This window comes from Wolbachia endosymbiont (group A) of Campoletis raptor (genome assembly GCF_964026755.1).
GTDB classification, from domain to species: Bacteria; Pseudomonadota; Alphaproteobacteria; order Rickettsiales; family Anaplasmataceae; genus Wolbachia; species Wolbachia pipientis.
Window position 1 is genome coordinate 321904 of the sequence record NZ_OZ034695.1, and the last position, 26457, is coordinate 348360.

Annotated in this window: 21 protein-coding genes; 10 read left to right on the forward strand and 11 right to left on the reverse strand. The window is 35.9% G+C overall.

Annotation, left to right across the window (positions count from 1 at the left end; all coding sequences use genetic code 11):
- Positions 1 to 20: 20 nt before the first annotated feature.
- Positions 21 to 853 (reverse strand): IS5-like element ISWpi1 family transposase gene (locus AAGD74_RS01665; protein WP_236514306.1). Its coding sequence is split into 2 segments (ribosomal slippage): positions 21 to 484 and positions 484 to 853, totalling 834 coding nucleotides; the frame shifts between segments, so codons are not numbered across the junction.
- A 144-nt stretch (positions 854 to 997) separates the two neighbouring features.
- Here AAGD74_RS01665 and AAGD74_RS01670 point away from each other — a divergent pair.
- Positions 998 to 2009, forward strand: a protein-coding gene (locus tag AAGD74_RS01670; RefSeq protein ID WP_265029767.1) for an IS630 family transposase whose coding sequence is annotated in 2 segments (ribosomal slippage) — positions 998 to 1459 and positions 1461 to 2009 — 1011 coding nt in all. Because the reading frame shifts where the segments join, the coding sequence is not laid out codon by codon here.
- Between the two features lie 245 nt (positions 2010 to 2254).
- On the opposite strand, the gene tsaD is transcribed toward AAGD74_RS01670, so the two are convergent.
- From tsaD to AAGD74_RS01685, 3 genes are all read right to left on the reverse strand, one after another.
- A complete protein-coding gene (tsaD, locus tag AAGD74_RS01675) occupies positions 2255 to 3262 on the reverse strand; it encodes a tRNA (adenosine(37)-N6)-threonylcarbamoyltransferase complex transferase subunit TsaD (protein WP_077188403.1) in 1008 nt (335 codons plus the stop codon).
- Between the two features lie 402 nt (positions 3263 to 3664).
- On the reverse strand, positions 3665 to 4300 hold the full coding sequence (locus tag AAGD74_RS01680; RefSeq protein WP_082246250.1) for a transposase: 636 nt from the start codon (positions 4298 to 4300) through the stop codon (positions 3665 to 3667).
- Positions 4284 to 4613, reverse strand: coding sequence for a transposase (locus AAGD74_RS01685; protein WP_007548762.1), 330 nt, complete (start codon positions 4611 to 4613; stop codon positions 4284 to 4286). Before AAGD74_RS01685 ends, AAGD74_RS01680 begins: the two co-directional genes overlap by 17 nt.
- 34 nt (positions 4614 to 4647) lie before the next feature.
- On the opposite strand from AAGD74_RS01685, the gene AAGD74_RS01690 reads away from it, so the two are divergent.
- Positions 4648 to 4812: a hypothetical protein gene (locus AAGD74_RS01690; RefSeq protein ID WP_338482400.1), complete on the forward strand. Its 165-nt coding sequence runs from the start codon at positions 4648 to 4650 to the stop codon at positions 4810 to 4812.
- Between the two features lie 565 nt (positions 4813 to 5377).
- Here AAGD74_RS01690 and purH read toward each other — a convergent pair.
- The 5 genes from purH to AAGD74_RS01720 form a co-directional block, all read right to left on the reverse strand.
- Complete coding sequence (gene purH / locus AAGD74_RS01695) at positions 5378 to 6889, reverse strand: bifunctional phosphoribosylaminoimidazolecarboxamide formyltransferase/IMP cyclohydrolase (RefSeq protein WP_077188401.1); 1512 nt, start codon at positions 6887 to 6889, stop codon at positions 5378 to 5380.
- Between the two features lie 358 nt (positions 6890 to 7247).
- Positions 7248 to 8147, reverse strand: coding sequence for a methionyl-tRNA formyltransferase (gene fmt / locus AAGD74_RS01705; protein ID WP_077188399.1), 900 nt, complete (start codon positions 8145 to 8147; stop codon positions 7248 to 7250).
- A gap of 12 nt (positions 8148 to 8159) precedes the next feature.
- Positions 8160 to 8525, reverse strand: a complete 366-nt coding sequence (rplT, locus tag AAGD74_RS01710) for a 50S ribosomal protein L20 (protein WP_006279340.1) — start codon at positions 8523 to 8525, stop codon at positions 8160 to 8162.
- A gap of 20 nt (positions 8526 to 8545) precedes the next feature.
- Complete coding sequence (gene rpmI / locus AAGD74_RS01715; RefSeq protein ID WP_341810696.1) at positions 8546 to 8752, reverse strand: 50S ribosomal protein L35; 207 nt, start codon at positions 8750 to 8752, stop codon at positions 8546 to 8548.
- A 98-nt stretch (positions 8753 to 8850) separates the two neighbouring features.
- Positions 8851 to 9294, reverse strand: coding sequence for a PAS domain-containing protein (locus tag AAGD74_RS01720; protein ID WP_010962890.1), 444 nt, complete (start codon positions 9292 to 9294; stop codon positions 8851 to 8853).
- Positions 9295 to 9459: 165 nt separating this feature from the next.
- On the opposite strand from AAGD74_RS01720, the gene alaS reads away from it, so the two are divergent.
- Positions 9460 to 12093: an alanine--tRNA ligase gene (alaS, locus tag AAGD74_RS01725; RefSeq protein WP_341810697.1), complete on the forward strand. Its 2634-nt coding sequence runs from the start codon at positions 9460 to 9462 to the stop codon at positions 12091 to 12093.
- Positions 12094 to 12373: 280 nt separating this feature from the next.
- Here alaS and AAGD74_RS01730 read toward each other — a convergent pair whose 3' ends face one another.
- Positions 12374 to 12529, reverse strand: coding sequence for a hypothetical protein (locus tag AAGD74_RS01730; protein WP_236514716.1), 156 nt, complete (start codon positions 12527 to 12529; stop codon positions 12374 to 12376).
- 74 nt (positions 12530 to 12603) lie between these two features.
- Between AAGD74_RS01730 and AAGD74_RS01735 the strand changes: the two genes are divergently transcribed.
- Together AAGD74_RS01735 and AAGD74_RS01740 are read left to right on the forward strand one after the other, a co-directional pair.
- A complete protein-coding gene (locus AAGD74_RS01735) occupies positions 12604 to 12933 on the forward strand; it encodes a transposase (RefSeq protein WP_007548762.1) in 330 nt (109 codons plus the stop codon).
- Positions 12917 to 13552 (forward strand): transposase, encoded by a 636-nt coding sequence (locus AAGD74_RS01740; RefSeq protein ID WP_341810698.1) that lies wholly within the window; start codon positions 12917 to 12919, stop codon positions 13550 to 13552. Before AAGD74_RS01735 ends, AAGD74_RS01740 begins: the two co-directional genes overlap by 17 nt.
- 638 nt (positions 13553 to 14190) lie before the next feature.
- Here AAGD74_RS01740 and AAGD74_RS01745 read toward each other — a convergent pair.
- A complete protein-coding gene (locus tag AAGD74_RS01745) occupies positions 14191 to 15717 on the reverse strand; it encodes a lysine--tRNA ligase (protein ID WP_338482406.1) in 1527 nt (508 codons plus the stop codon).
- A gap of 108 nt (positions 15718 to 15825) precedes the next feature.
- Between AAGD74_RS01745 and AAGD74_RS01750 the strand changes: the two genes are divergently transcribed.
- From AAGD74_RS01750 to AAGD74_RS01770, 5 genes are read left to right on the forward strand one after another with little or no spacing between them, the layout of a single operon-like run.
- Positions 15826 to 16122 carry a type IV secretion system protein VirB3 gene (locus tag AAGD74_RS01750; protein ID WP_006279216.1) on the forward strand — a complete coding sequence of 99 codons (297 nt, stop codon included), beginning with the start codon at positions 15826 to 15828 and terminating at the stop codon, positions 16120 to 16122.
- Positions 16123 to 16131: 9 nt separating this feature from the next.
- Positions 16132 to 18537 (forward strand): VirB4 family type IV secretion/conjugal transfer ATPase, encoded by a 2406-nt coding sequence (locus tag AAGD74_RS01755; RefSeq protein ID WP_338482408.1) that lies wholly within the window; start codon positions 16132 to 16134, stop codon positions 18535 to 18537.
- Positions 18530 to 21094, forward strand: a complete 2565-nt coding sequence (locus AAGD74_RS01760; RefSeq protein WP_341810699.1) for a type IV secretion system protein — start codon at positions 18530 to 18532, stop codon at positions 21092 to 21094. Before AAGD74_RS01755 ends, AAGD74_RS01760 begins: the two co-directional genes overlap by 8 nt.
- 9 nt (positions 21095 to 21103) lie before the next feature.
- On the forward strand, positions 21104 to 23479 hold the full coding sequence (locus tag AAGD74_RS01765) for a type IV secretion system protein (RefSeq protein ID WP_341810700.1): 2376 nt from the start codon (positions 21104 to 21106) through the stop codon (positions 23477 to 23479).
- A complete protein-coding gene (locus AAGD74_RS01770; RefSeq protein WP_341810701.1) occupies positions 23476 to 26457 on the forward strand; it encodes a type IV secretion system protein in 2982 nt (993 codons plus the stop codon). Before AAGD74_RS01765 ends, AAGD74_RS01770 begins: the two co-directional genes overlap by 4 nt.

The following is a 26457-nucleotide window of genomic DNA, read 5'->3' on the forward strand; positions in this document are numbered from 1 at the left end:
TTGTCCGGAAACAAGTAAATTCAAGCATATTCCCTCTTTAACATAACCCTACTCATAGCTAGGTATATGAAATTCTCAGTGGATGTTGTGAGTAAATCATACTCCTTCGATAGCCTTCTATTCCTATTAACCCAAGCAAAAGTCCTTTCTACAACCCATCTTCTTGGCTGTACTTTAAACCCTTGTTCTCTTGTTGGTAGTAGCTCAGGTGGCGTATCTTTGTGCACCCAAAATCTACATGGAGGCCTTGTAACAATTTCAATATCTATGTCATATTCTTCCTTTATGTGATTCTTTAAATTTCTTCCTTGGTATCCCATGTCAGCCCACATTTTTTTAACTTTAGTATATTTTGTTCTCATATTGTTTAATGCTATTTTAATACCATCTCTATCATTTTCGTTAGCAGCGCCTACGTAACAACCTAGTATAAAACCCTGAGTGTCTGTAATTATATGCCTTTTTCTACCCTTTACTTTTTTACTTCCATCATAGCCTTTGATCCCCCCTTTTCTGTAGTCTTTACAGATTGACTATCTACTATACAGGCACTCGGCTGCTCATTCCTTCCTATTTTTCTTCTACTATATTTTGTAATTTCATAATTCATTTTCTCAAAAATTCCCTGCTTCTTCCATTGCCTGAACTGCTCATACACAGTCTTCCATAGCGGAAAATCATTTGGTAAATACCGCCATTGACACCCTGTACGCAATACATAGAAAATTGCTTCTAATATTTCTCTTTTGCTATACTTTGGCGGCCTTCCTCCTTTCTTGTATGATACTCTGAAGTGTTTTTCTATTCTTGCCCATTCCCTTTCGCTTAGATCTGTTGGATACTTTTTTCTCATCTTTACCCCGTACTAAAATTTCAGATATTATAGCCTTTTACTTGTTTCCGGACAACCTCTTATACCAATTCCCATTACAGGGCAAACAGATGGACAATGATGGAAGAAAAGCCATACTGAAGTAAGTAAAATAGCGAGGTTTAAATGGCATTAAGATCAAAATTATTGGATGAAAAAGTAGTAGAATCAGCAAAAGAAATGCTGAAGAAAGTAAGGAATAATGCATATGTTTCAAAAAAACTAAATGCTGTAATTGCAGCAAAAAAGTACAGTATAACGGCTGTAGCAAAAATATATTGCATTTCAAGAAGCGCACTAACTTCGTGGGTAAAACTCTTGAAAATTGGCAGAGAAGAAAAACTGTTTGCTCCTTCACAACGTCGTAGAAAAACTAAATTAAATCAGGCTCAACTACAGCAAATTGAAGAGTGGATAGAAGAAAATCCTAATATCACCATTAAAGAAATGAGAATAAGAATCCAGGAAAAGTTCGGATTAAATATCAGCAAATCTACAGTACACCGCCATATGCAAAAGATGAAATTCTCATATATTACACCAAGACCAGTTCATAATGGACAAGATAAAAGCAAACAAGAGGAATTCAAAAAAAAATCTCAATGGAGCTATTAGCAAGTATCCAGAAAAAGAGCTATTTTTCTTTGATGAATCACGGTTTGGCACACATTCAAAAGTTGGACATGGGTGGTTTAAAAAGGGGATTAGAACACAGGTTAAAACAAAATTAGGTAGGCAAAATTTCTATCTCTATAGTGCAGTTAATCCTAGAAATGGAGAGAGTTCTAGCTTATTTGCACCAAATGTCAACACTGATTGCATGAACATATTTCTTGAGCAAATTTCGCAATATCTAGAAACACGAGAGGCTTTTCTCGTTATGGACTGTGCTAGTTGGCATAGGTCAAAAAATTTAAAGGTACCTAAAAATATCGACATTATATACCTACCTCCATACTCACCTGAGCTAAATCCTGTTGAGAGGCTTTGGTTATATATAAAACAGAACATTTTGCGCAATAAAATATACGATACAATTGCTCTACTTGAGGGTGCTTTGTGCAAATTTATTACTTCTCTTGCCAGCTCCACAATTAAACAACTCTGCAATGTTTCCTATTTGACTGGACAACAATGAGAATTGGTATTAGACTTCGTGGTAAATATGTTGCCGTCCACTTCCGCCTAACAAGTATAATGCGGCTTGACAAATTTATTGTCATCTCAGACCGCGGAGAGAACCATATGCTACTTTTAACTTATGTAAAATTACCAAGGATTATGGAGAAGATATGCTGTTTTGATTTGTGTGAAAATTATTGTTGACTTATGTGCAATTAGAGAACCTAAGTCACTTTAGCTATAATTCAGAATTGAGAGCTTTTAATAACTCTCTAACTCCCACTTAGGTCTTGGTGCAAAATTGAGAGAATCTATATAGCTTTTCTGTAACATTTCAATTCCTGCCCATCCAACCATTATTGCATTATCTGTACATAGGTTGTTGGGAGGAAAAAATATGTTTAAGTTTATGTGTTGTTTTAATTTTTCTCTCAAGAAATTATTTGCTGCAACTCCACCGGTAATCACAAAGTCATTGATTTTGATATTTAAAGATTCGGCCATAATAATCGCATTACTAACCCTGTCCAGCAGTATGTTACTAATACACTCTTGAAACGAAGCACATACATCACACACATCTTGCTCGCTCATTTTAAGTTCTTGCACTAAGTTTTTTACTGCTGTTTTAATTCCAGAAAACGAAAAGTTACATCCAGAACGTTTTATCATTGCCCTTGGCAATTTAAATCTTGCACCATTGCCTTTTTTAGCTAACTTTTCAATTAATGGCCCTCCGGGATAGCTTAAGCCCAGCATCTTAGCAACTTTATCAAATGCTTCTCCTAGTGAATCATCGAGCGTTTCTCCAAGTTTAATGTATTTACCTACATCCTGTGCAATTAAAAATTGACAGTGACCACCTGATATTAGTAGGACTAAAAATGGAAATTTTACCTCATGCAGTAACCTAATAACCAATGCATGCGCTTCTAAGTGATTCACTGCAATGAACGGTTTTTGTGCCACATGTGCAATTGCTTTAGCCATCATTGTACCAACTATTAATCCACCTATGAGTCCTGGTCCTGATGTTGCTGCAATTGCATTGAGGTCACAAAAGTTAAGGTTAGATTTTTTTACAGCGCTTTTTATCAGGCCACTTAAATGTTCCATATGAGCACGTGAAGCTATCTCAGGAATCACCCCACCGCGTTTTTTGTGTTCTACTTGAGAAAGAATCTTGTGAGCAAGGACTTGCTTGTCACTATTTACAATCGCTACTGCAGTTTCGTCGCAGCTTGTTTCAACAGCTAAAATGGTTTTCATGTATATTCGAGCACTTTATTATCAAAACTATATCTTGAAACGCTGTAGAAGTTAACTGCAAAGTTAACTTCTACAGCTAAAAGATTTACCGACAACCGTCATCCCGCTGCTTGTTAGCTGATGAGATGCCGCGAATGAATCCACAACTGTACGAACACTATGATTTGAGAGCAATTTCCACTAGGAAGGTGTCATTCCAGTGCCTCTATGATGTTATCCCAGTGCTTGACACTGGGATCCAGCTTTTTCATAATCATCAAAATGTTGTATTTTTACATAAAATGGCTATTTTTATGCTTACCAACTTAATAAAATTCCTGGATCCCAGTGTCTGGGCACTGGGATGACACCCCACTGGCTTTGTTGCATCGCTCTTCGGATAGTAGGTAACGTACAATAAATTCATGAAGCTATCTCAAACTTAGCCATGCCTATTTCAGTAAATTTGTTAAGCAAATAACACTTGAGTAGCAGTTCCTTCTCACGATTAATTTCAGATTTGCTCCTAAAACTAAACCCAAATATTCGCTTCAACCTTGAGAAAAATCCTTCAATATACGATCTTTTTCCGTAATTTACTTCTTCTTTCCATCTTTTTATACCATTCTCACCATGTAATTTCATTAACTGAATAGCGGCATTTCTATCAAGCATATAATCCAATTTTGGATGCTCTGCTGCGTTGTTTTTCGGAGGAATTTTCGTTTTTATACCATATTGATTACACAGCTTATAGAGCTTTTCTCTGTCATATGCCCTATCTGCATATAGTACTTTTATGACATACTGAAAATCGACTTCTTTTAGCAAATCACAAGCTCCATAGTGATCAGAGTAGACACCGTTACTGTATTTTACAGCTATGGCTTTTTTGCTGTTTGTATTCAACATTACATGCAATTTTCTTGTCTGTTCATAGCTGCGATACTTTCTATCTTCGCTATTTTCTTTGCTATGACCAGGAGTGTTGTTGTATATACTAATTCCTGTACTGTCTATAGCAATTTCGATATCTTCCATATTATTTTCTGCAATCATTGATCTTAATATTGAGTTTCTTAAACCTTCTTGATGATTGTGAATAGCTGATAACTTGCAAATTTTTCCCAATTTGCTCAAGGTATCCTGCTATAAACCCAACTGTTTGCCTCAGGCCTATTCTAAATAAACAAGTTATTATGTGCACCAAAATTACAACTTTATCGCTATAAATATTGTTGCCACCTGGTATTTTTGGACCATTCTCGTACCACTTTTCTATGGCTTCGTTGATATAATGAAAAATATTTCCTCTTTTTTCTAGAAATTTGTTATATTCGCTATGGTTACTGACCCTCATTTTTTGTGGCATATTTTTTCTTTCAAGGTTAAATGGCTATTTTATAATGAATTTTGTCAGTAGCCACCAGATTTTTCAGTTGCTATGCAACAAAGCCATCCCAGTGTCAAGCACTGGGATGACACCTCTGGGCGCTGGGATGACAGGAGAAGGAGGCGCTGCTGTCTTGGATGAAAAGGCTGGATCCCAGTGGGCTTTGTTGCATCGCTAGCTATGATGGATTAAAGATAAAAAAGGTGGAGAATATCAGTAGCTTATTATTCTGGTATTTATAACAAGAACGGTCAGTGAATACCTAAATTTGAGTAAAAGAAATTTCACTACCACTCACTAATCCGGCTAAAATTCAAGAATTTCAATGCTTTAGCTATTTTCAATAGAATTAAATTTATTAATATAAATAACAAGTTACTATTCTTAAATTTGATCAGATTGATTGCAAAAAAAACAAGATTTTCAATAAGTTGCTTATAATCCTAATTATAGTTAGCCTTTCATAAGTAGCGATGCAACAAAGCCATCCCAGTGTCAAGCACTGGGATGACATCATAGGGGGCTACTTGGCTGACAACCGTCATCCCGCTACGTGTTAGCGGGATCTCTTGTTAGCGCCGCGGCGGTATATTTGTCATCCCGCTAGCGGGATCTAGAGATACCGCGAATGAATCGCGGTATGACGGTTCGCGGCAGCATGACGATGGTTTATACCTCGTCATTCCGCTACGTGTTAGCGGGATCTAGAGATACCGCGGCGGTATGACGATAAGACACAAAGCCTAATGGAAAAAACTGCGAACGCCAGTGAAAAACATAGCAATTTTATTTTCATTTGCAGCTTTTATCACATCTTGATCTTTCAGCGAGCCGCCGGGCTGAATTATAGCTGTAATTCCATGTTTTGCACTTTCTACTATGCTATCTGGGAATGGAAAAAATGCATCTGAAGCAAGCACTGCACCTTTACATTTTTCACCTGCTTTTTTCACTGCAATGTTCACACTATCTATTCTGCTTGTTTGCCCTGCGCCGATGCCAATAGCACAACCATCTTTTGCTATAACTATTGCGTTGGATTTCACATGTTTACATATTTTCCAGGCAAAAATAAGATCTTCCTTTTCTTTTTCTGTTGTAGTGCACTTTGTTACTTGTTCTGCTTTTATTGTGTGGTCATTATTTTCTTGCACCAAAAACCCACCAATAACATTTTTAGTTTGGTATTTCACATTTTGTTGAAAAGATTTATGAATAATCACTCTTAAATTTTTCTTTCTTTGTAAAATTTTTAGTGCCTCATTGTTTACCGATGGTGCTATCACTACTTCCAAAAATATCTCGTTTAATTTTTCCGCTAGCTTTAAATCTATCTCCCGGTTTAAGGCAACTATACCACCAAAACTGCTTACTTCATCGCACGATAGAGCTTTTTCATATGCCTCCAAAGCATTATTACCAATAGCAGCGCCACATGGGTTATTATGCTTGATTATCACTGCTGCAGGCTCTTTAAACTCAGAAATTATGTTAAGTGCGGACTCTATATCTACTATATTATTATAACTCAACTCTTTTCCATGTAGTTTTTCCAACGGATATTCTGTAAATTGATTACTATAAAATGCAGCTTTTTGATGGGGATTTTCACCATACCTGAGTTCTTGTACTTTATGCCCGTATAGAGCAAAAAACTCTGGTAACTCATTATTTTTACTCTGGGATAAAAACCAACTGTGAATATTAGAATCGTAGTGTGCAGTGAGAGCAAATGCTTTGGTTGCTAAGTGTTTTCTATATTCCAATGTTGTTTCATTGTTATTTTTTATCATCTCAGCTTTTAGTGCTTCGTAGTCTTGAATGCTAGAAATAACTGAAGTAAAACGAAAGTTTTTTGCTGCAGCTCTAATTAATGCCACCCCGCCGATATCAATTTGTTCTATAATTTGCTCTTCATTTGAGCTGCTACTTACTGTCTCCCAAAATGGGTATAGGTTAGTTATAAGCAGGTCTATTGGCTCAATTTCTAGATCTTGCACTTCCTTTTTGTGCTTTTCTCGATCATAAAGTATTCCTCCATGAATTTTAGGGTGTAAAGTTTTTACTCTACCACCCAGTATCTCTGGAAATTGCGTATAATCTGATACTTCTTGCGTTTTTATTCCGGCATCAGATAGTGCTTTATAAGTATTGCCCGTTGAAAGAATTTCTATTTGTTGCTGCGTTAAAAACGATGCAAGATCAATTATATTCGTTTTATCGTATACTGATATTAAAGCTCTTTTTATTTTCATTTTTATATGGAAAGTTTTTTAAGATTATATCTAAGAAAAGAAAATTTGTCTATATATAGCTACTACGTCATACCGCCGCGGTATCCACAACTGTACGAACATTGTGATACAAGAGACCAAGAAAGATGTCACCCAGTCTGGGATCCAGAAAACTTCACTTTAAATGAGCACACCAGGTGGCTGTACAATAGAAACTGGATTCCAGACTGGAATGACACCATCTACTACTCAAATTACCTGCAAATTGCAATGTTCGTACACCAAAACGCGGTATCTTGTTGTAGATTCCGCTAACAAGCAGCGGAATACCAAATTGTAGAAGTTGCTTTAGCCCTCCTAACCCTCCCTTCAAAGCAGTCTATTCTATAAATTTTTTTACCATGCTTGATTTCAAGCCACGAATAAAATCTTCAATACTACAAGGATTTCTCCCTTCCATTTGTACAACTTTAGGAATTAAAGTGCCACCTTTTAAACTTATGTGCATATTATCGTTAACAATCTTACCTTGTTCTGAAGCGAGAGCTTCAAAATCAGCATCAAGTATCCTGATACGTTTATTCTCTATCTTGATGAATGCTTTTGGGTAAAACGCTTTAACTTTTCTATAAGCAACTTCACAGGCATCACTTGCATAAATTTTATAGTCTTCCACTTTGTCAGCGTAACATGCATCGTTATCGTTCTGTTTTAAGGGAAGCTGTTTTTCAATTTCGTTTAGCACTTTCAGCAGTAAATCACTGCCTAGCTTAGATAATTTATCATGCAATGTCTTGTAATTATCGTTCTTTTCGATAAGAAATTTTTCCTGTTTTAAAATAGGGCCGGAATCTAATCCTTCATCCAGTTGCATAATGCTAACCCCGGTTTCTTGATCTCCTGCTAAAATTGTGTGCTGTATCGGAGCTGCACCGCGCCACCTCGGTAGTAATGAAGGATGAATATTAATACAACCATATTTAGGAATATTCAAAATTTCTCTTGGAAGTATCAATCCATACGCAGCTACAACTGCAACGTCTGGCTTGAAATTTCTAAATTTTTCTTGCTCTGCCGAGAACTTTAGAGAGATAGGAGTACATACCTCTATGTTACTTTCTTCAGCGATAACATGTACTGGAGATTTCATTGGCTTCTGTCCACGCCCCGAAGGTTTTGGAGCCTTGGTGTATACTGTCACCACTTCGCTCTTTGATTTCAGTAACAAGCTCAGAGAATTAACAGCAAATCCTGGTGATCCCATGAAAATAATTCTCATGGTGTTTTTGCTTTAAGAATTCTCCGCTAATTTACCACTTACAGTTTCTACTAATTTGGCAAAATCATCCTTATAATTAACTGCCATCTCAGCAAGAATTTTTCTATTTAAATCAATGCCGGCAAGTGTAAGACCATGCATAAACCTACCATAAGTAAGCCCATGCTCTCTTGCTGCTGCATTAATACGTATTATCCATAAGCTACGGAAATCACGTTTACGGGTTCTTCTGTCTCTATAAGCATATTGCAGTGCTTTTTCAACTCTTTGTAATGCAATTCTATAACAACTTTTTGCGCGCCCTCTATAACCCTTTGCCAGTTTCAATATTTTTTTATGACGAGCGTGAGTAGTGACTCCACGTTTTACCCGAGCCATTTTATTTTACCTCCATTTTGTTAAATACCGTAAGGCATATGAAGCTTAACTATACGCGAGTCAGATTTACCAAGAATCGTTGTACCGCGCTGATTACGAATATTAGATTTACTTCTCTTTACCATGCCATGCCTTTTGCCTGACTGAGTAGAAATAACTTTACCCTTAGCTGTAAGGTGAAAGCGCTTTTTCACAGAAGATTTGGTTTTTAATTTTATTTTGTTCATATTCCAAATAAATTTACAAGCACTACTATTGAGTTCTTTAATAGTAATTAAGCATTAGTATAAATAATTTTATTAAAGAATCAAATTAAAATTGTATGTTAAAGGAGTTTAAAAGTAATTACGCCCAATATGTGTGTTATACCTTCTTTATTCCCAAGTGGCAACAATACTTGCCTCATTTTAACACTTTCACTTTCTTCCTCTTCATTGATCGGGCATTTACTCTCTATTACAGTATCAAGTTTATCAATAACTGCATCTATTTTATATAGTCGCAAAAATGGTGCATCAATTGCATACTTATTATCAATGCGCGTCTTTTTCTCAAAACCATAGAATTCAACAGCCTTTTCTCCTGCATTTTCACAAATATAACCTTGATCCTTGACTTCAATGACAAAACAATGCTGCCATGATTCCATTATTTCTGCAGTGTCTATTTCATGCCTTTCTGGCCAATCTCTGTCTGATCCTTTTATGTCATTCCAGTGTTGAGTCACCACATTTGCTATTCTTTTTTCTTTGCCTACATAAATTTCCATTCCAATTTCCACATATAAAACACAGATATGAGGTAAATTTATCGTGAATATATTGATTTTTTCTTACCACAAGGTGCATGTCACTAGAAGTTCTGAGATCTAGAGAGTGGTATTGATTTTATTTCCATTACAACTTATTATTTATAGATAACCTCAATAAAAACGATGAAGCTAAACGAAATCAGAGAAAGATTTATAAAATTTTTTGTAAATAATGACCACGAGCAGGTTTCTTCTTCTCCTTTGATTCCAGAACATGACCCAACGCTCATGTTCACAAATGCTGGTATGGTGCAGTTTAAAAATATTTTTACTGGTGCTCAAAAAACTGAAATGAAACGTGCTGTCTCAAGTCAAAAGTGCCTAAGAGCAGGCGGTAAACACAATGATCTGGAAAATGTTGGCTATACAACTCGGCATCACACATTTTTTGAAATGCTCGGAAATTTTAGCTTCGGTGATTACTTTAAGGAAACTGCGATAGAATTTGCGTGGGAATTTATCACTAAAGAGTTATCTCTTGATAAAAACAGACTATCCATAACCGTCTACCATACTGATGATGAGGCGTACGAGATTTGGCGTAAGATAAGTGGCTTTTCAAGTGATAAAATCATAAGAATTACAACGGATGATAACTTTTGGAGTATGGGAAGCACTGGTCCGTGCGGTCCATGTTCTGAAATTTTTTATGACCATGGGAGTCCTAATTTACAAGAGGGCGATAGAATTGTTGAAATCTGGAATCTGGTATTCATGGAGTTTAACAAAGATGAAGAAGGTAATTTACACAAATTGCCAAAAAAATGCATCGATACTGGAATGGGCCTTGAAAGAATAGCGGCTGTTATGCAAAACGTCCATGATAACTATGATATTGATCTATTTTCTGCTCTGATAAGTAAATCACAAGAGTACTGTGGAAGAACGGAAAATAAAATAGCGCATAAGATCATAGCAGATCATCTTCGCGCGGCTGCATTTCTCATCGCAGAAGGAGTGCTTCCTGGAAATGAGGGCAGGAATTACGTATTACGCAGATTAATTAGGAGAGCCACACGTTATATTCACCTGCTTGGATATAATGATTCCCTACTCCATCGTATTTTTCCAGTGTTGATAGATAGCACGAGTTCGGCTTATATGGGAGCTGAATTAGTCAGAGCTAAAAGCTTAATAGAAACGACGTTAAAATCAGAGGAAGAAAACTTTAAAGACACTTTGATGAAAGGTATCAATCTCCTGGAGAAATTCACTACAGATTTAAAATCGGGCGATACTTTGCCTGGAGAATCAGCGTTTAAGCTATATGACACCTACGGATTTCCTTTGGATATTACACTTGATATTTTAAAAGAGAAAAAAATAAATTTTGACCAAAAGGGTTTTGATGATGCAATGGGAGAACAAAAAGAGAGAGCACGTGCTAAATGGGCTGGATCTGGTGAAAAATCTGTTGAGCAAGTATGGTTTGATTTGATCAATAAATTTGGCAAAACAAAATTTGTTGGTTATGAGTTCAATGAAGTAAGTGATGCGAAAATACTAGCTATAGTTTCCTCTAAAAATGAAGTAATTGATTCTGCAAAGGAGGGAGAAAAGATAACCATTATACTTGATAAAACACCTTTTTATGGCGAGTCAGGTGGACAAGTGGGAGATACTGGCAATCTGATCAAATCTGATAGAAGTATTATTATAGTCGAGAATACCAATAAGGTTAATGACCTATATTTGCACAGATGCATAGTTAAGTTCGGTTCAATTTGTAAAGGTAACACAGTTGCAGCAAGCATTGACAAGGAAAGAAGGCAAACCTTAAGAAGAAATCATTCAGCTACACATCTTCTGCACTTTACACTCAGAAAAATTCTAGGTGATCATGTCACTCAAAAAGGTTCCCTAGTTGCACCGGATAAGTTACGATTTGACTTTAGTCATAACACTCAAGTTACTCAGGATCAGCTATTCTTAGTAGAAGATATGGTAAACTCTCTAATCAGAGAAAACCTTTCTACGTCTACAAAAATTCAGAGCATGAATCAGGCAATAGACGAAGGAGCTATGGCGTTATTCGGCGAAAAATATAGCGATCAAGTAAGAGTAGTGAAGATTGGAGATTCAAGGGAACTGTGTGGTGGCACACACGTTGAACATACTGGAGAAATTGGTTTGTTTAAGATAGTAACAGAGAGTTCTGTTGCTTTTGGAGTGAGGAGAATTGAAGCTTTAACTGGTCAGGAAGCAATCAATTATGTACGTGATAATGAAATTAACTTAAAAAAAGTTGCAGAATTCGTAAAAGCGCCAGTGAGTGAAATAACAAGCAGATTAAGTATTTTAAGTCAAGAACACAAAAAATCCGAAACCAAAATAAAAAACCTATATAAAAAGCTTGTGAGTGCAGAGAATATAAAAAGCACCGAAATAAATGGAATAAATTTTATAAGCCACACTTTCACTGATATTCCAGCAAATGTAATAAGAGAGTTTGTTTTGCAGCAACAAAAACCAAAAACGGTAATAGCTTTTACGGCAACAGAAAAAGATAAAACAGTCTTGATTATTAAAGTAAGTAAAGACTTAATCAATAAGATTAGCGCAAAAGAACTAATATCCATAGCAGTTAAAAAGAACTGTGGTGGGAATGCTGAACTTGCACAAACAGGCTGTGATAGAAATAAAATAGATGATGCCATTACAGCCATTTATAGCAAAATAACAGCTTCTAAGCACTCTACGTCATACCACCACGAACCGTCATACCGCCGCGGCGCTAACAAGCAGCGGGATACTTAACCATCGTCTACACCGTCATACCGCGATTCATTCGCGGTATCTCTTAGCCGCTAACAAGAGATCCCGCTAACAAGCAGCGGGATGACGAATTACTATGCCGCCGCGAACCGTCATACCGTTGCAAACCGTCATACCGCGATTCATTCGCGGTATCTCTTAGCATAGATCCCGCTACCTGTTAGCGGGATGACGGTTGTCAGGCTAGCTGTCATCCAAGTAGCTCGACTACTTGGATCCAGGAAAAAGAATGGTGTCATGAAAGTAGCTGACACTGATTCCTTTATGATGGTGTCATCCCAGTGCCCAGACACTGGGATCCAGGAAACTTAATTGCAAGTAATGCATTGGATTTGGTGAGTATGGGTTTTGCGTTATAGAATGAAGCACTTTTGGTGAATTTATAAAGAAAGCTGGATGCCAGTGGGCTTTGTTGCATCGCTCAAGTGAAAAGAACTGGCAGTTACTGACAAAATTCATTATAAATAGCGATTTAACTGTTGAAGAAAAAATATGCCACAAAAAATGAGGGTCAGTAACCATAGCGAATATAACAAATTTCTAGAAAAAAGAGGAAATATTTTTCATTATATCAACGAAGCCATAGAAAAGTGGTACGAGAATGGTCCAAAAATACCAGGTGGCAACAATATTTATAGCGATAAAGTTGTAATTTTGGTGCACATAATAACTTGTTTATTTAGAATAGGCCTGAGGCAAACAGTTGGGTTTATAGCAGGATACCTTGAGCAAATTGGGAAAAATTTGCAAGTTATCAGCTATTCACAATCATCAAGAAGGTTTAAGAAACTCAATATTAAGATCAATGATTGCAGAAAATAATATGGAAGATATCGAAATTGCTATAGACAGTACAGGAATTAGTATATACAACAACACTCCTGGTCATAGCAAAGAAAATATCGAAGATAGAAAGTATCGCAGCTATGAACAGACAAGAAAATTGCATGTAATGTTGAATACAAACAGCAAAAAAGCCATAGCTGTAAAATACAGTAACGGTGTCTACTCTGATCACTATGGAGCTTGTGATTTGCTAAAAGAAGTCGATTTTCAGTATGTCATAAAAGTACTATATGTAGATAGGGCATATGACAGAGAAAAGCTCTATAAGCTGTGTAATCAATATGGTATAAAAACGAAAATTCCTCCGAAAAACAACGCAGCAGAGCATCCAAAGTTAGACTATATGGCTGAGAGAAATTCTGCAGTCAAGCTCATAAAGTCATATGATGAAGATGGTATAAAGAAGTGGAAAAAAGAGATGAGTTATGGAAAAAGATCTTATATAGAAGGTTTTTTCTCGCGATTAAAAAAGACATTTGGGTTTAGTTTTAGGAGCAAATCTGAAATTAATCGTGAGAAGGAACTGCTACTCAAGTGTTATTTGCTTAACAAATTTACTGAAATAGGCATGGCTAAGTTTGAGATAGCTTCATGAATTTATTGTACGTTACCTACTATCCGAAGAGCGATGCAACAAAGCCATCCCAGTGTCACGCACTGGGATGACATCATCCTTTTTTTTGGATTCCAGCGTCACGCGCTGGAATGACACCTCTCTTGGGCTCTCTTAGCTATAAATATTAAGGAATTTACCAAACGAAAAAAAAGGCAAAAGAAGCCCCGTGGTTGGCTAATTACTTACATTATACTTTCAAGTATGGCGTTTTTTTATTCTAAACGCTTAATAACCGCGATTTAGTTGCTTTTAAGCCGCAACTAATCTAAATTATAAACATTAAGAAATTTACTAAACAGAAAAAAAGGCAAAAGAAACCCTAGGGTAGCTAGTTATTCACTATCCATTTTTTAAATCGGCGTTTTTTGATGTTTTAAATAGCGCATTTCAGCTTATATTAGGTAAAAACCTAGAAATTTTATAAAGACATAAGGTGCACATAGTGCAAAAAATTAAACATGGGACGCCAGATACGTGAGTTTTTTTGTCATTTAATCTGTACAGAGAAGATAAATAAATAGCTTCAGTTTCATGATAAGGGAGCTGGCGAAGGGTGTCAAGTAAGTTTTTTCGTTTCTATTTCCAATAAAAGTTTGTTATATGGTTATGCAAGAAGTCTATTTAATAGCGCTTTCTATGAGAGAAATCGTATTATCCATTCCATAAAGCTTTATGAAAGATCCCATTCTTGGACCGGTTTTTTGGCCAAGTAACGTTTCATATAATAGCTGAAACCAGTCACGTAAGTTAGTGTAATCATATTTTTTTCCAATAGAAAATACCTGAGATTGAATTTCTTCAGCAGTAGCAGTTATAGATAGAGAATGTAAAGTGTCCTTCAAATCTAGTAACGCTTCTTTCTCTTTTTCATTTGGAGTTTTATATGATTTTGTTGGCTTGATAAAATCGTGATAATACTTTACTGCAAAGTCTGAAAGTCTATCAAGCATTTTATTATTTTCTGGTGTAACGTTTGGTGCATAAGAGGATATAAAACCCCATAGGATCTCTTTGTTTTCAGCATTACAAGCTGCTGCTAGGTTTAAAAGTAGTGAGAAATTTATGCCTGAAGTTTCTATACTGGAAACATTGCCCTGGTGAATGTGCCAAGCAGGATTATTTATATCCTTTTCTTTGTTCTCATGATAACGCTTTACAAATTCTAAATATTCATCAGTTGATTTTGGTATCACATCAAAATATAAACGTTTAGCTTTTTTAGGACTCTGAAAAATGTACAATGCTAAGCTCTCTGTTGGTGCGTAAGTTAGCCACTCTTCAATTGAAATGCCATTTCCTTTTGATTTTGATATTTTCTTTCCTTCTTTATCAAGGAAAAGCTCGTAGCAAAACAGAAGTGGTGGCTTTTCTCCAAGTATTTCACATATTTGACTTGAAAGCACAGCAGACGGAGTTAAATCTTTTCCGTGAGCTTCGTAATTTACTCCAAATGCGGCCCACCTCATTCCCCAATCAGGTTTCCATTGCAGTTTACATTTTCCTTTTGTCACTGGAACTTCTATTTTTTCCCCGTTTGGGTCTTCATATGTGATTGTTCCTTTCTCTGTATTTGTTTCAATTACTGGAACTTGTAAAACTTGAGAAGTTTTTGGGCATATTGGCAAGAATGGACTATAAGTCTGCTGTCTTTCTTCCCGAAATGATGGAAGCATTACGTCCATCACTTTATCATAATTTTTCAGTAAGAGTAAAAGTTTTTCATCGTAAACGCCAGATTTATAACACTCTGTTGCACTCCTGAACTCGTATTCAAATTCAAACATATCAAGAAATTTACACAACAATGAATTCATATGATGACCATAACTCTGATGAGTGCCAAATGGATCAGGTATCATAGTCAATGGTTTATTTAAGTGCTCTCTTAGCATCTCTTGATTTGGCACATTATCTGGTATTTTTCGCAAACCATCCATATCATCTGAAACTGCAATGATTTTGGTTTTTATACCAGGAGCTATTTTTTTTAATGCATTTACAATAACTGTAGTGCGGAAAACCTCTCCAAAGGTTCCTATGTGGGGTAAACCAGAGGGTCCATAACCAGTTTCAAATATTATTTCTTTTTTATTAGGAAACTCTTGCAATATTTTTTCTGCTTCTTGAAATGGCCAACTTGTCATTACCGGGATTAAATAATGTATCTTAACTTAAAGTGCTACTAGTTTCAATGGATTTTTAATATAATGATATAGTATTAGTGTTAGAGCTATTATTAGAAGGTTAAAGATATGTCCACAGGTAGTATACAAACAGATCAATTATTTAAAGGTCTTACAAGACCTGCAATGCTCTTTGGTGTGAGTTATATGTTTGCAATATTAAACGTCCTGATTTGCATGCTAATTTTCATTAATTCAAATGATTTAAGAGTGATTCTCTTAATGTTACCAGGTATGCATGGACTTGGTTATATAGCTTCTGCAAAAGAACCGTTGTTTATTGAATTATTTATGGTAAAATTGGGAAAGTGCTCGAAATGTTTAAATCGTTTTTACCATGGAGCCAATTCTTATGATATTGCTTAACGTTGTGTGATGCTGAGGTTTAGGGCTATTCAATCAAAGAATAAATCTACTCTGAACAGGGAAGTTCACGCTGCTGAATTTATTCCTTATTCTTGCTATTGGAATAGCACAACCTTGATGACAAAAGAAAATTGGTTGGTTAAGGTTATAAAATTAAGTGGTTTTGCATTTGAAACTGCCGATGACGAGGATTTAGTCATACAGAAGAACATCAGGAATCAGATGCTAAGAAGCATTTCATCTCCGGCATTTAGTTTGTATTTTCATACTATCAGACGTAAGAAAAATATTTTTTCTGATGAATTTGCAAGTCAAGGTTTGCCGAATTTTTTCGCTAATCACGTAAATCTAAAATGGAGAGAAAAACACGCAACAAGGAAATCATTTATTAATGACCTATACATTACGATTATCCGTAGAGCGGACACAAAAGGAGTAGAATTTTTGTCACATCTACTAAAAAAATTCGGACATGTAACTTCAAAACATGCTTGGGAAAGTGATATACGTGCCACGTATGAAGATTTAGAGGAAACGACAAATCGTGTAGTGACAAGCCTTAGAAATTATTCGCCTAAAATTCTTGGAGTAAAAGAAACTCCAGATGGTTTGTTCTGCGAAATAATGGAGTTTCTATCTAGAATCGTAAATTGTGGCTTCGTTACAAATACGCTTTTTCCGCTAAGAACTGAAATATCAAGATACTTACCAGTACATAGGTTATTCTTTGGCCGTAAGATGATACAGGTTGTGACTCATAATGAGAGTAAATATGCTGGAATAATTAGTATCAAAGAATATGGAAATCATACTTCTGCAGGAATGCTTGATTCGTTTTTACAACTTCCTTACGAGTTTATAATTACGCAATCTTTTCAATTTATAAACAGGCAAATGGCGATTGGAAAAATGCAGATACAGCAAAATCGAATGATACAGTCTGCAGATAAAGCTATTTCTCAAATAGCAGAAATTTCTCAAGCGCTTGATGACGCAATGAGTGGTAAGATTGCCTTTGGTCAACATCACCTGACTATTTTATGTATAGAAAAAAGTCCTAAATCATTGGATAACGCTCTGTCGTTGGTAGAATCAGAGCTTTCTAATTGCGGTGTTTACCCTATACGTGAGAGAGTTAACCTTGAACCAGCATTTTGGGCGCAAATTCCTGGTAATTTCGATTATATAGTGAGAAAAGCTACAATAAGTAGTCTTAATTTGGCTGGATTTGCATCTCAACATAATTATCCTACTGGTAATAAATTCAATAACCACTGGGGAGATGCCGTTACAGTTTTTGACACGACATCTGGTACTCCATTTTTTTTCAACTTTCATATAAGGGATGTTGGACACACTATGATAATTGGCCCAACTGGTGCTGGTAAAACTGTTTTAATGAATTTCCTGTGTGCCCAAGCGATGAAGTTTTCTCCAAGGATATTCTTTTTTGATAAAGATCGCGGTGCAGAGATTTTCTTAAGAGCACTTAGTGGTATCTATACTGTAATAGAACCAAGAACTAAAACAAATTTTAATCCTTTACAACTTGATGATACCTCTGATAATAGAACATTTTTAATGGAGTGGATAAAGTCTTTAATTTCGGTATATAATGACAAATTTACTTCAGAAGATATTGCACGAATTAATGATGCAATTGAAGGAAATTTTAAATTAAGAAAAGAAGACAGATTCTTGAGAAACCTCGTACCGTTTTTAGGGCTTGCAGGTCCTGATACTCTAGCTGGGGCAATATCTATGTGGCATGATAATGGTTCTCATGCTGCAATATTTGACAATAAAGAAGATTTGCTAGATTTTTCACGAGCAAGAGTATTTGGTTTTGAGATGGCTAGCTTGCTCAAAGATCCTGTTGCTCTTGGACCGGTCTTGATTTATTTATTTCATAGGATTAGTATATCTCTTGATGGCACTCCATCTATTATCGTTCTTGATGAGGCATGGGCGTTAATAGATAATCCAGTTTTTGCACCCAAGATAAAAGACTGGTTGAAGGTACTGAGAAAACTAAATGCTTTTGTGATTTTTGCTACTCAGAGTGTTGAGGATGCAAGTAAAAGTACTATTAGCGATACGCTTGTACAACAAACAGCGACACAGATTTTTTTACCAAATCTGAAAGCTACTAGTGTCTATCGGGATGTTTTTATGTTAACTGAACGTGAATATATATTAATTAAGCACACAGATCCGAGTACTAGATTCTTTTTGGTGAAACAAGGAGTCAATGCTGTAGTAGCTAGAATAGACTTAAAAGGCCTGGATGATATAATCAACGTATTATCCGGACGTGCAGAAAGTGTTCTATTGTTACACGATATATTAAATGAAGTTGGGGACAACCCAAAAGTATGGTTGCCTATATTTTATCAGAAGGTAAAAAATGTTTAAGACTAAGCTGTCATTGCTATTAATTGCGATATTTTTACTAAATATAGACTTTTTACTCTCATATCCAGTGCTTGCAGATGGAGTAAGTGGTACTGACAAGACAGAATTTGTTAGCAGATTTAATTCCACTGGCAGTTTTAGTCGTGCCTCTAATCCTGATTGTGGAGCGTTTAAAACAGCTGCAGCACTTGCTGGAATAGCGATTGCTGTTGGCGCAATATTTACTGGCATTGTTTTGATCGTTTCTTCTGCTGGTTTGTTTACCGCTCTTGTTATTGTTGGAATGATAGCTGCAATTGTTGGAGTCTGGAAAGCGATAGGAGGGCTTGTTGTTTGTGAACATAGTTTTGTTAAACACCCAGTTGCACGTGATCATGATGGAAAATACAAAAATTTTAAATTAGAAGACACAGGTTATAGTGGCTGCACCAATGAAAATTACCAAACAGAAGAGGAATATTTTTCTTGTTTGCAAAATAAAGCTCGGGAAGACGTGAACAAAAAAGATTATGACGGGAAAAGAGCAGAAAAAGAAGCCTTAAATTCTAACGTTCAGGAGAGTACAGAGAGTTATTACTGGCCAAAAAACGGTGTGCAATACAGTGAATATATAGAAGTATGTCATCGAAACCCTTTAACTTTTGGTAATCTTTTTAACAAGAAAGACTTTGATTTCAGAAAAGAAACTGGATACATAGATTTTGATGTCAGGGAGAAAGATACTGGATATGTAGATGGGTCATGGTCCCCGAAGGTTGATGGTGAGCTGAAATGTAAAGTTCTCAAAGCAGGACAGAGCGAACCCATACATGGAGCTACATTTAAAGCAGTAAGAAAAATGGGCAGATTATGTGTGGAGTTAGCAAGTGTGAAAATGCTTGGTATCGAAATGACTCCTTGGCCGCAAGGGGTTGATATGGGGTGCACGGAATTGCCACCTGACCCACTTGCTCCTATGTGTGAAAAATCTGTGATGATATTCAAAAATAAAGATGGTGCAGGAGAGGAGAAAGTTCCTATTGGTAATAATGATGACTATAAAACTATTATCAGATCTAAAGAAAAAAGACTCAACGGACAAGGGGGGAAAATTTTTGTAGGTTATGATAATGCTGGCTGTTTTAGCTCGTATGTTTCTGAAGCTTGTTATAACCAGGCAGGGAGTAAATCATTAGCTCCTATTCCCGTAACTTCTATGATAGTGCAATGCATTAAGGAATCGTTAGATAATTTAGTTGCAGGTAAAGGTGCACCAAATGGTGAGAGTTTTATATCTGTAGCACAGAAAAGGCTGAAAAACACTGTAACTGCTGTTTTAGTTTTAGCTTTAATACTGTTCTCTATAAAAGCCATGTCTGGTGGAGTTCAGAGGCCTCAAGAAATGTATATGTTGATCATAAAATTCGCTTTAGTGATTTACTTCACAACAGGCAGTACCATGTCTCATTATTATGGAGAATTAACTCGTCTCTCAAATGGTTTGTCAGAGATAGTGCTAAAAGCATCATCTGAAAGTAAAGGCATATGTAATTATAAAGCAGGTACAGATTATGAATATACTCGTGCAGGAAAGAGGGTATCTTACAGTTATCTTGCACCTTGGGATAGGCTTGATTGTAGAATTTTATTTTATTTAGGTGCCCCTTTAGATGGAATTGGTGGCAAAATTGGTACTGGAGGTGTTGCAACGTTAGCAGTCTTGCTTGGTGCTGCTCCTGTCTTATTAGTTGCAGGTTCAGTAATCGGTATTATTTTTGCTGGTGGACAAATTTTAGTAGCTCTTGTCTGTATATTTATGGCCGTTCTGATGATGATGGTTATTTTGTGGCTGTGCTATGTATTTATTTTATCTCTAGTTGCTTTAAGTGTAATCATCATTTTATCACCTTTGTTCATTCCTATGGTTTTATTCCAACACACCAAAGGATATTTTGAAGGCTGGGTGAAAGAGTTGATTACCTATAGCTTATACCCGGTTATCCTTTTTGCGTTTTTGTCCTTTATGTTCATAGCATGTGATAAAATCTATTTTAAAAATTTAAATTTTGAACTGGACGAGTCATATAAAAATGAACAACCGGACAAGTCATATGAAAAGAAACAAGCAGAAATCTCATATAGTAAGAAAAAACAGTGGTTTAAATTGAAAAATGGGGAATGTGATAAAAATGAAACTACTCTTGCATGTATGATGCAAAATTATAGCTTTAAAAAGAGCAGCATACTTGGTCTATTCGACTTTACATACATGGAGTTTGGCAGCTCTCTCATCGGAGAATTATTAAAATTGTGTTTAGTATTATTCCTCTTTTACCACTTTTTAAACATTCTTCCTGGCATGGCTGCTGAACTTGCTGGTAACCATAGAGCAGCACTTGGCTCAGGTCAGACACCTGGACAAATGGTGGGCAAAGCTTTATCTGCTGCCAAAGCTGCTGCTGGGGGTGTTGCTGGAGTTGCTGGTGCTGCTGCTAAGAAGTTGAGTGGTGGAGACAAGAGTAAATCTCGAGGTTCTGGTTCTAGTAGCTCCGAGAGTGTTAACAAAAGCACTGAATGAGTTGGATTTATGCTAAAATTTTTGCTGATAATACCGTTTTTTTTTCTGTCAGGCTGCGGGGAACATCACTGTATTAAGCCAGAAAATTTATCAGGTTTGCGTGAAAAACTAGATATAGTGTCAACAGAGCAGAAGTGGGTTGATTCCGGTGTTAATATCTCAGATAGAATAAGAGTAACAGAGATTGGTATAGTGCCTAGTAAGGTTAATTTTTGCCCTAAGCAGTATGAAGATTTTGCAATTGGGCCTGGGGAAAATAGCGTTACATTACCATTTGCACTTAAGGAAGGCGATACGATAAGCTTTAGTGTTATTGGAAGTAAAGTGTGTAAAGATAAAGAGAGTGAGACAAAAATCAGGTATGTGAAAATTGATGAAAAGTGCAGCGAACAAGAAACGGAACATTTTGCACATGTTTTAAATCGAGAAGGATGTCAGGGTGAAATATGTCCTAATAAATATATAATAGGCGATGCGCAATGGTTGAATGGAAAAGAGTACTGGGATTCAGATTTTTCGCAGTTAAGTCAAGATACAAACATTATTAATTCTATAAAACAAGGAGAAAGTGTAAACTGCAGTGAGCTTTCAAGTGATCAGAAAAACAAAACAGATACGCGCATTTTGAATTTACTCTGCGGACGTATATGTAAATTTCCTTCCGACAGCGGAAACAAAGGTTGCGCATACATTGAATACAATAGTATAGAAGGTGAGATATTCAATGCTTTAAATTCTAGTGGTGAATCTGTTATTGCTGAAACTATTAGTAACGTATTAAAGGAAAAACAGGTAAAAACTGACATTACACTATTACGTGTTCACATGGATGGTGAAGATTTTGAACACATTCCAACAGGTGGCATATGCACTAACTGTGATTATAAGATAGAAAAATACCATCGAACACCAAGTTTAACTTTTAGTTTATGTAGTAGAAATGACGAGCACTGCTATGATAGAAATGACAAAGGTGGTTTCAACATAAGAGTAGCGAAGAACCACAGTCTGGAGAATAGTTTGTATATAAGCGTCTCTGACAAACTTCCTGAGCATAAGCCTGGTGAAAACCAAGCGGATATATCTGTAGATATCAGCAAAGTTCATGATACTGAGTACATGGAAGGCTTAAAGGAAAAGTTAAAAGAAAAAAAAGGCACCATATATTATGGAATAAGAGACCATGGCTGCGATTACAAAAATGAAGGTCAGTTTAGTATTAACCTAACAACTAAAGAGCCACCTACAAAAACTTTTAGTGCAATATATAATTTCTTTGATGAAAAAGTGAAAACTGCATTTTTCGGCTCTAATTATAAAGACCCTAACGCAATTCACTCTGATACTAGTCCTGTGAAGTCTCTTTACGAAAGTTTTATAAAATCAAGCAGAACAAATACCATTAGATCTACTATAATATCACTATTAGTACTATATATAATCTTATATACTCTTTATTACTTTTTTGGATTAACTCATATTTCTATATATGAGTTTTTAATTATATGCGTAAAGATAGGAATCATCGCCCAGCTATTGCAGGATAATAGCTGGGACTTTTTTTATAACAACGCATTCTCTATATTTATTAACACTCCAAAACAACTAATAGAAATAGCAAATTTTAGAGGCACTACTTCAAATGTTTTTGAGTTTCTTGATTTGCCGCTCAATAGGTTCTTGTCATCGCATTCAGTATTGTTAATAGTATCTCTTATATTTTCTGGCCCTTTGGGCATTGTATCTTTTTGCTTGGTGATTTGGGGTTTAATCACAGTGAGCTTATCTATTTTTAATGCCTTATTTTCTTTTACTACATCTATAGCAATAGTTGCGTTATTACTTTCTTTAGCACCTATTTTTATTATTTGTCTTTTATTTGCGTATACTAGGCAGATGTTTCAAAACTGGGTTAAAAATTTAGCAAGATTTGCAATTCATCCAGTGGTCCTTTTAATTTTTATATCACTGATAAGTCAGGTTATGGATTATATTGTGTATTCAGTATTTGATTTTGAGGTCTGCTCTACATGTATACTTAATATTAACCTAAAGATTTTTAACCCTTGTATTTTTTATGGTTATGCTTCCAAATATACACCTAATATTACCGCTATGATGGCTTTTGTTATTTTGGGACACGCTATGAAAGCTTTAGTTGAAGCTTCTTCGGCAATATCTGACTCGTTGTTTGGTGCTTATGTAGCAAGCGAACCTGGAAGACAGTATCAACAAAGCTTAATGGGAACAGTAGGGTTAGATGAACAAAGCGTTCAAAGAAGAGAAAGAGGAGATGCCTCTCAACAGTCAGGTACGTCAAGACCTCAAATACCACAAGGGACTCAAAGGTCAACGCCTCAGATACCACAAGGAAGACAGCAATGATAAGTAAAAGATCACTATTGTTGATACTGTGTCTTGCAATCACTGGTTGTAATATGGATTGTGTCGAGCCTGGGTTGCAGAGCAAAAACACCAGCGTTAATGTGGATGTTCCAGTTCGTAAAGCCGATAAAATTCATTGGGTTGATTCTGGTCAGGTAATTAGTCAGGGTGAGAAAATCAAATTCACCCTCGATGGATCAGTAAATTTTTGCCCTTTTAAAGAAGACAAAAATCCAAGGAAAGTACTTGTGCCAGCTAGCTTTTGTGCTGATGGCTCAGAACCAAATTATAGTAAGGCTGCGGATATTAATAGTGTACCTAACAATTATGGTGTTAATGAAAGTAAAAACGAACTATGTGGTGGCAAAGGATTTGGCAGCAATAGACGTTATGTGGACACTGGAATTAAAGTAAATCCTGGTGACAAGTTAAGCTTCAGCTTAGTTCCCAGAAAAATAACAATTGATTACGACAATCCAGAAGGGAAAGGCATCAATTTTGATGACAATTGTTATAAAGCTGTAGAAAATGACCGTAAGGAAACTGTATATAAGAAAGCTACAGTGAGTGAAGTACATCAGGGGGGAGAGTTTTTTTGTGATGGTAAAGATGGTACAAAAAATAAAATACAATTTTTACCTCTTGATAAAACAAAAGCAAAGGAAAGCAAAGTGCTAGTTGGCAATGGGTATACCCCATATGATAATAAGGTGCATTTTAATAAAGGTTATATTCAAGACAACGAACCATGGGTATATGGTTCACTACTTGATTTACGCCGCGCTAAAATAGGATTGAACGAGTTATGTGATGGAAAAAACTGTAGTCTTGATGAGAGAAAAAAGTACTCCTCCTATGAGCTTAACTGTTACCATCAAAATATATGCTATACTGAGAAGGGTATATGGAACTATGGTTTAGGTCAAGCAGGAGAACGGAACTGTGTCTCCTCTATAAGGTATAAGAAGTACGATAAAGGAAATAAATGTGATATGTATTCTTATCTAGAAAAAATGGAAGGGAATGTTAAAGCAGGTAGTTTTACTGAAGATGATAAATCTTGGGCTGAGGCTCTTGTTGCAAAAATAAGCGATCCAGGTGATGCAAGTATTTCTGAAGGCAAGCGTAATGATATGAAGGGCGATGCTAAAGGTATTCAATGTCTTCCAAAAAGAGGAGGAGCAGGAAAGGAGAAAAATGATAAACTAGTATGCTCAAAAATCAGTGATAATTTTGAAGATTTTTCCTTAAAATTAAATCATGACTATCCAATAGGAAGTGTAACACCTGGTAGCAGTGTGATGCTTGCCATTGCAGATTATGGTCACTATGGAGCTAATAGAGGTGGGTACCATGTTAAAGTGACTAGATCATGTGAATATATTAATGGCGAAAAATTATATGTATCTTTAGGTGATGAGCCACCTAAAGATTTGCATGGTGTGGGAACTAATGATTTTAAAGTGGTAGGAGTGAGAGAAAGAGTAAACGGAAAAGATGAGTACACCATATTAGATGTAATAAGCGGAGAACACTTTCAGAACGAAGAATCTAAGAAGATATATTTCGGCATCAATGTAAGCAACGTAGAGAGAGATGACATTACAGATAAAAATGGCAAATATTATGAAAATAATAAGTACACAGTAACTTTATTTGTTAAAAGAAAAATTAATGATTTTATTTCATCGAATGTAAACGGGGTATTTAAACTTATAAAAGAAGAAGTAATTGGGGACAGCGTTAAAGATTCATACAAAGGATATGCAAGAGGTCTTCTTCAAGGGGTAAGAGCTTTGCTTACTCTATACGTTATATTTACTGTCGTTGGCTATATGCTTGGAACAATACAGCTAAGTAAATTTGATTTCATTGTAAGAATGTTCAAGATAGCATTTATAGCTTTTGCCTTTAGCGATAGAAGCTGGGAACTTTTTGGTACAACTTTATCCAGACTTTTTATAGATGGTAGCACTTATTTGGTTGATAGCTTTTCTGGCTATATAGGGGAAGGGGGGAGAAAATTTGCATTCTTAGACTTGACAGCAGGAGTATTATTCACAGCAGAAACTTGGTTAAAGTTTTTATCATTGATGCTCTCTGGTCCTTTTGGCTTTATTGCATTTTTGGCAATACTCTACGCTACTTTTATGTTCTTAAAATGCATTATTAGCGCTACGTTTAAATATGTAATATCTACTGTTCTAGTGGCGTTTTTACTGTCATTAACACCTTTATTTATCGTATTTATTCTATTTCAAAAGACTAAACCCTTGTTTGATAATTGGATAAAAACGTTGGCTCATGTTTCATTAGAACCAGTCATTTTATTTTCATTTTTATCTCTTTTAAATCAGTTGATGTATTCAGTTTTATATAACCTCACAAATTTTTCTGCATGCTATCAATGTTTAATTAGCGTAAATTTCTTATCGTATGATCTGTGCTTGATGAAATCAATACTGCCTCTTGGATACAGTCCTGGCACTAGCGTTGATGTTGCACTCAGTACCGGAGAAAGGGCTGGTGGACACTTTGCAGCATTACCTATAGACCTAATCCAGGCGTTTATATACCTCATTATTGCCGGTGCAATGGAAGCTTTTGTTTCTATATCGGAAACTATGGTACAAACACTATTTAGCTCTGGTTATGGAGTTACTGGCGGTGTTGGTACAGTTGCTAAGAGCGCATCGCAAGCTATGCTGTCAACCGTTGGCCTTGATGATAAGACCCAAAGTATGATACAGAGTATCAAGCAGAAAATGAGTAAAGATCGGGGAAAAATTGAGGCTAAATTACCTAACACGCCAAAGCAACCAGACAAAAAAGAAGATTCTAAAGGAAGTTCTGATAAAACAACGAGTGATAGACCTAAAACATTAAAACAATCAGATCAGCAAAAAAATTCTGATGAAACAATAAGAAGTGATCCTAGTGCTAAAGCTAAAAACAAGGAAGAAAATGGAGAGGAGTAA

What these genes read in the sequence shown, in the direction of transcription:
- tsaD (WP_077188403.1), bottom strand. Translation starts at nt 3,262, where the DNA reads ATGAAAACCATTTTAGCTGTTGAAACAAGCTGCGACGAAACTGCAGTA.
- AAGD74_RS01680 (WP_082246250.1), bottom strand. Translation starts at nt 4,300, where the DNA reads ATGATTGCAGAAAATAATATGGAAGATATCGAAATTGCTATAGACAGT.
- AAGD74_RS01685 (WP_007548762.1), bottom strand. Translation starts at nt 4,613, where the DNA reads ATGCCACAAAAAATGAGGGTCAGTAACCATAGCGAATATAACAAATTT.
- AAGD74_RS01690 (WP_338482400.1), top strand. Translation starts at nt 4,648, where the DNA reads ATGAATTTTGTCAGTAGCCACCAGATTTTTCAGTTGCTATGCAACAAA.
- purH (WP_077188401.1), bottom strand. Translation starts at nt 6,889, where the DNA reads ATGAAAATAAAAAGAGCTTTAATATCAGTATACGATAAAACGAATATA.
- fmt (WP_077188399.1), bottom strand. Translation starts at nt 8,147, where the DNA reads ATGAGAATTATTTTCATGGGATCACCAGGATTTGCTGTTAATTCTCTG.
- rplT (WP_006279340.1), bottom strand. Translation starts at nt 8,525, where the DNA reads ATGGCTCGGGTAAAACGTGGAGTCACTACTCACGCTCGTCATAAAAAA.
- rpmI (WP_341810696.1), bottom strand. Translation starts at nt 8,752, where the DNA reads ATGAACAAAATAAAATTAAAAACCAAATCTTCTGTGAAAAAGCGCTTT.
- AAGD74_RS01720 (WP_010962890.1), bottom strand. Translation starts at nt 9,294, where the DNA reads ATGGAAATTTATGTAGGCAAAGAAAAAAGAATAGCAAATGTGGTGACT.
- alaS (WP_341810697.1), top strand. Translation starts at nt 9,460, where the DNA reads ATGAAGCTAAACGAAATCAGAGAAAGATTTATAAAATTTTTTGTAAAT.
- AAGD74_RS01730 (WP_236514716.1), bottom strand. Translation starts at nt 12,529, where the DNA reads ATGCAACAAAGCCCACTGGCATCCAGCTTTCTTTATAAATTCACCAAA.
- AAGD74_RS01735 (WP_007548762.1), top strand. Translation starts at nt 12,604, where the DNA reads ATGCCACAAAAAATGAGGGTCAGTAACCATAGCGAATATAACAAATTT.
- AAGD74_RS01740 (WP_341810698.1), top strand. Translation starts at nt 12,917, where the DNA reads ATGATTGCAGAAAATAATATGGAAGATATCGAAATTGCTATAGACAGT.
- AAGD74_RS01745 (WP_338482406.1), bottom strand. Translation starts at nt 15,717, where the DNA reads ATGACAAGTTGGCCATTTCAAGAAGCAGAAAAAATATTGCAAGAGTTT.
- AAGD74_RS01750 (WP_006279216.1), top strand. Translation starts at nt 15,826, where the DNA reads ATGTCCACAGGTAGTATACAAACAGATCAATTATTTAAAGGTCTTACA.
- AAGD74_RS01755 (WP_338482408.1), top strand. Translation starts at nt 16,132, where the DNA reads ATGCTGAGGTTTAGGGCTATTCAATCAAAGAATAAATCTACTCTGAAC.
- AAGD74_RS01760 (WP_341810699.1), top strand. Translation starts at nt 18,530, where the DNA reads ATGTTTAAGACTAAGCTGTCATTGCTATTAATTGCGATATTTTTACTA.
- AAGD74_RS01765 (WP_341810700.1), top strand. Translation starts at nt 21,104, where the DNA reads ATGCTAAAATTTTTGCTGATAATACCGTTTTTTTTTCTGTCAGGCTGC.
- AAGD74_RS01770 (WP_341810701.1), top strand. Translation starts at nt 23,476, where the DNA reads ATGATAAGTAAAAGATCACTATTGTTGATACTGTGTCTTGCAATCACT.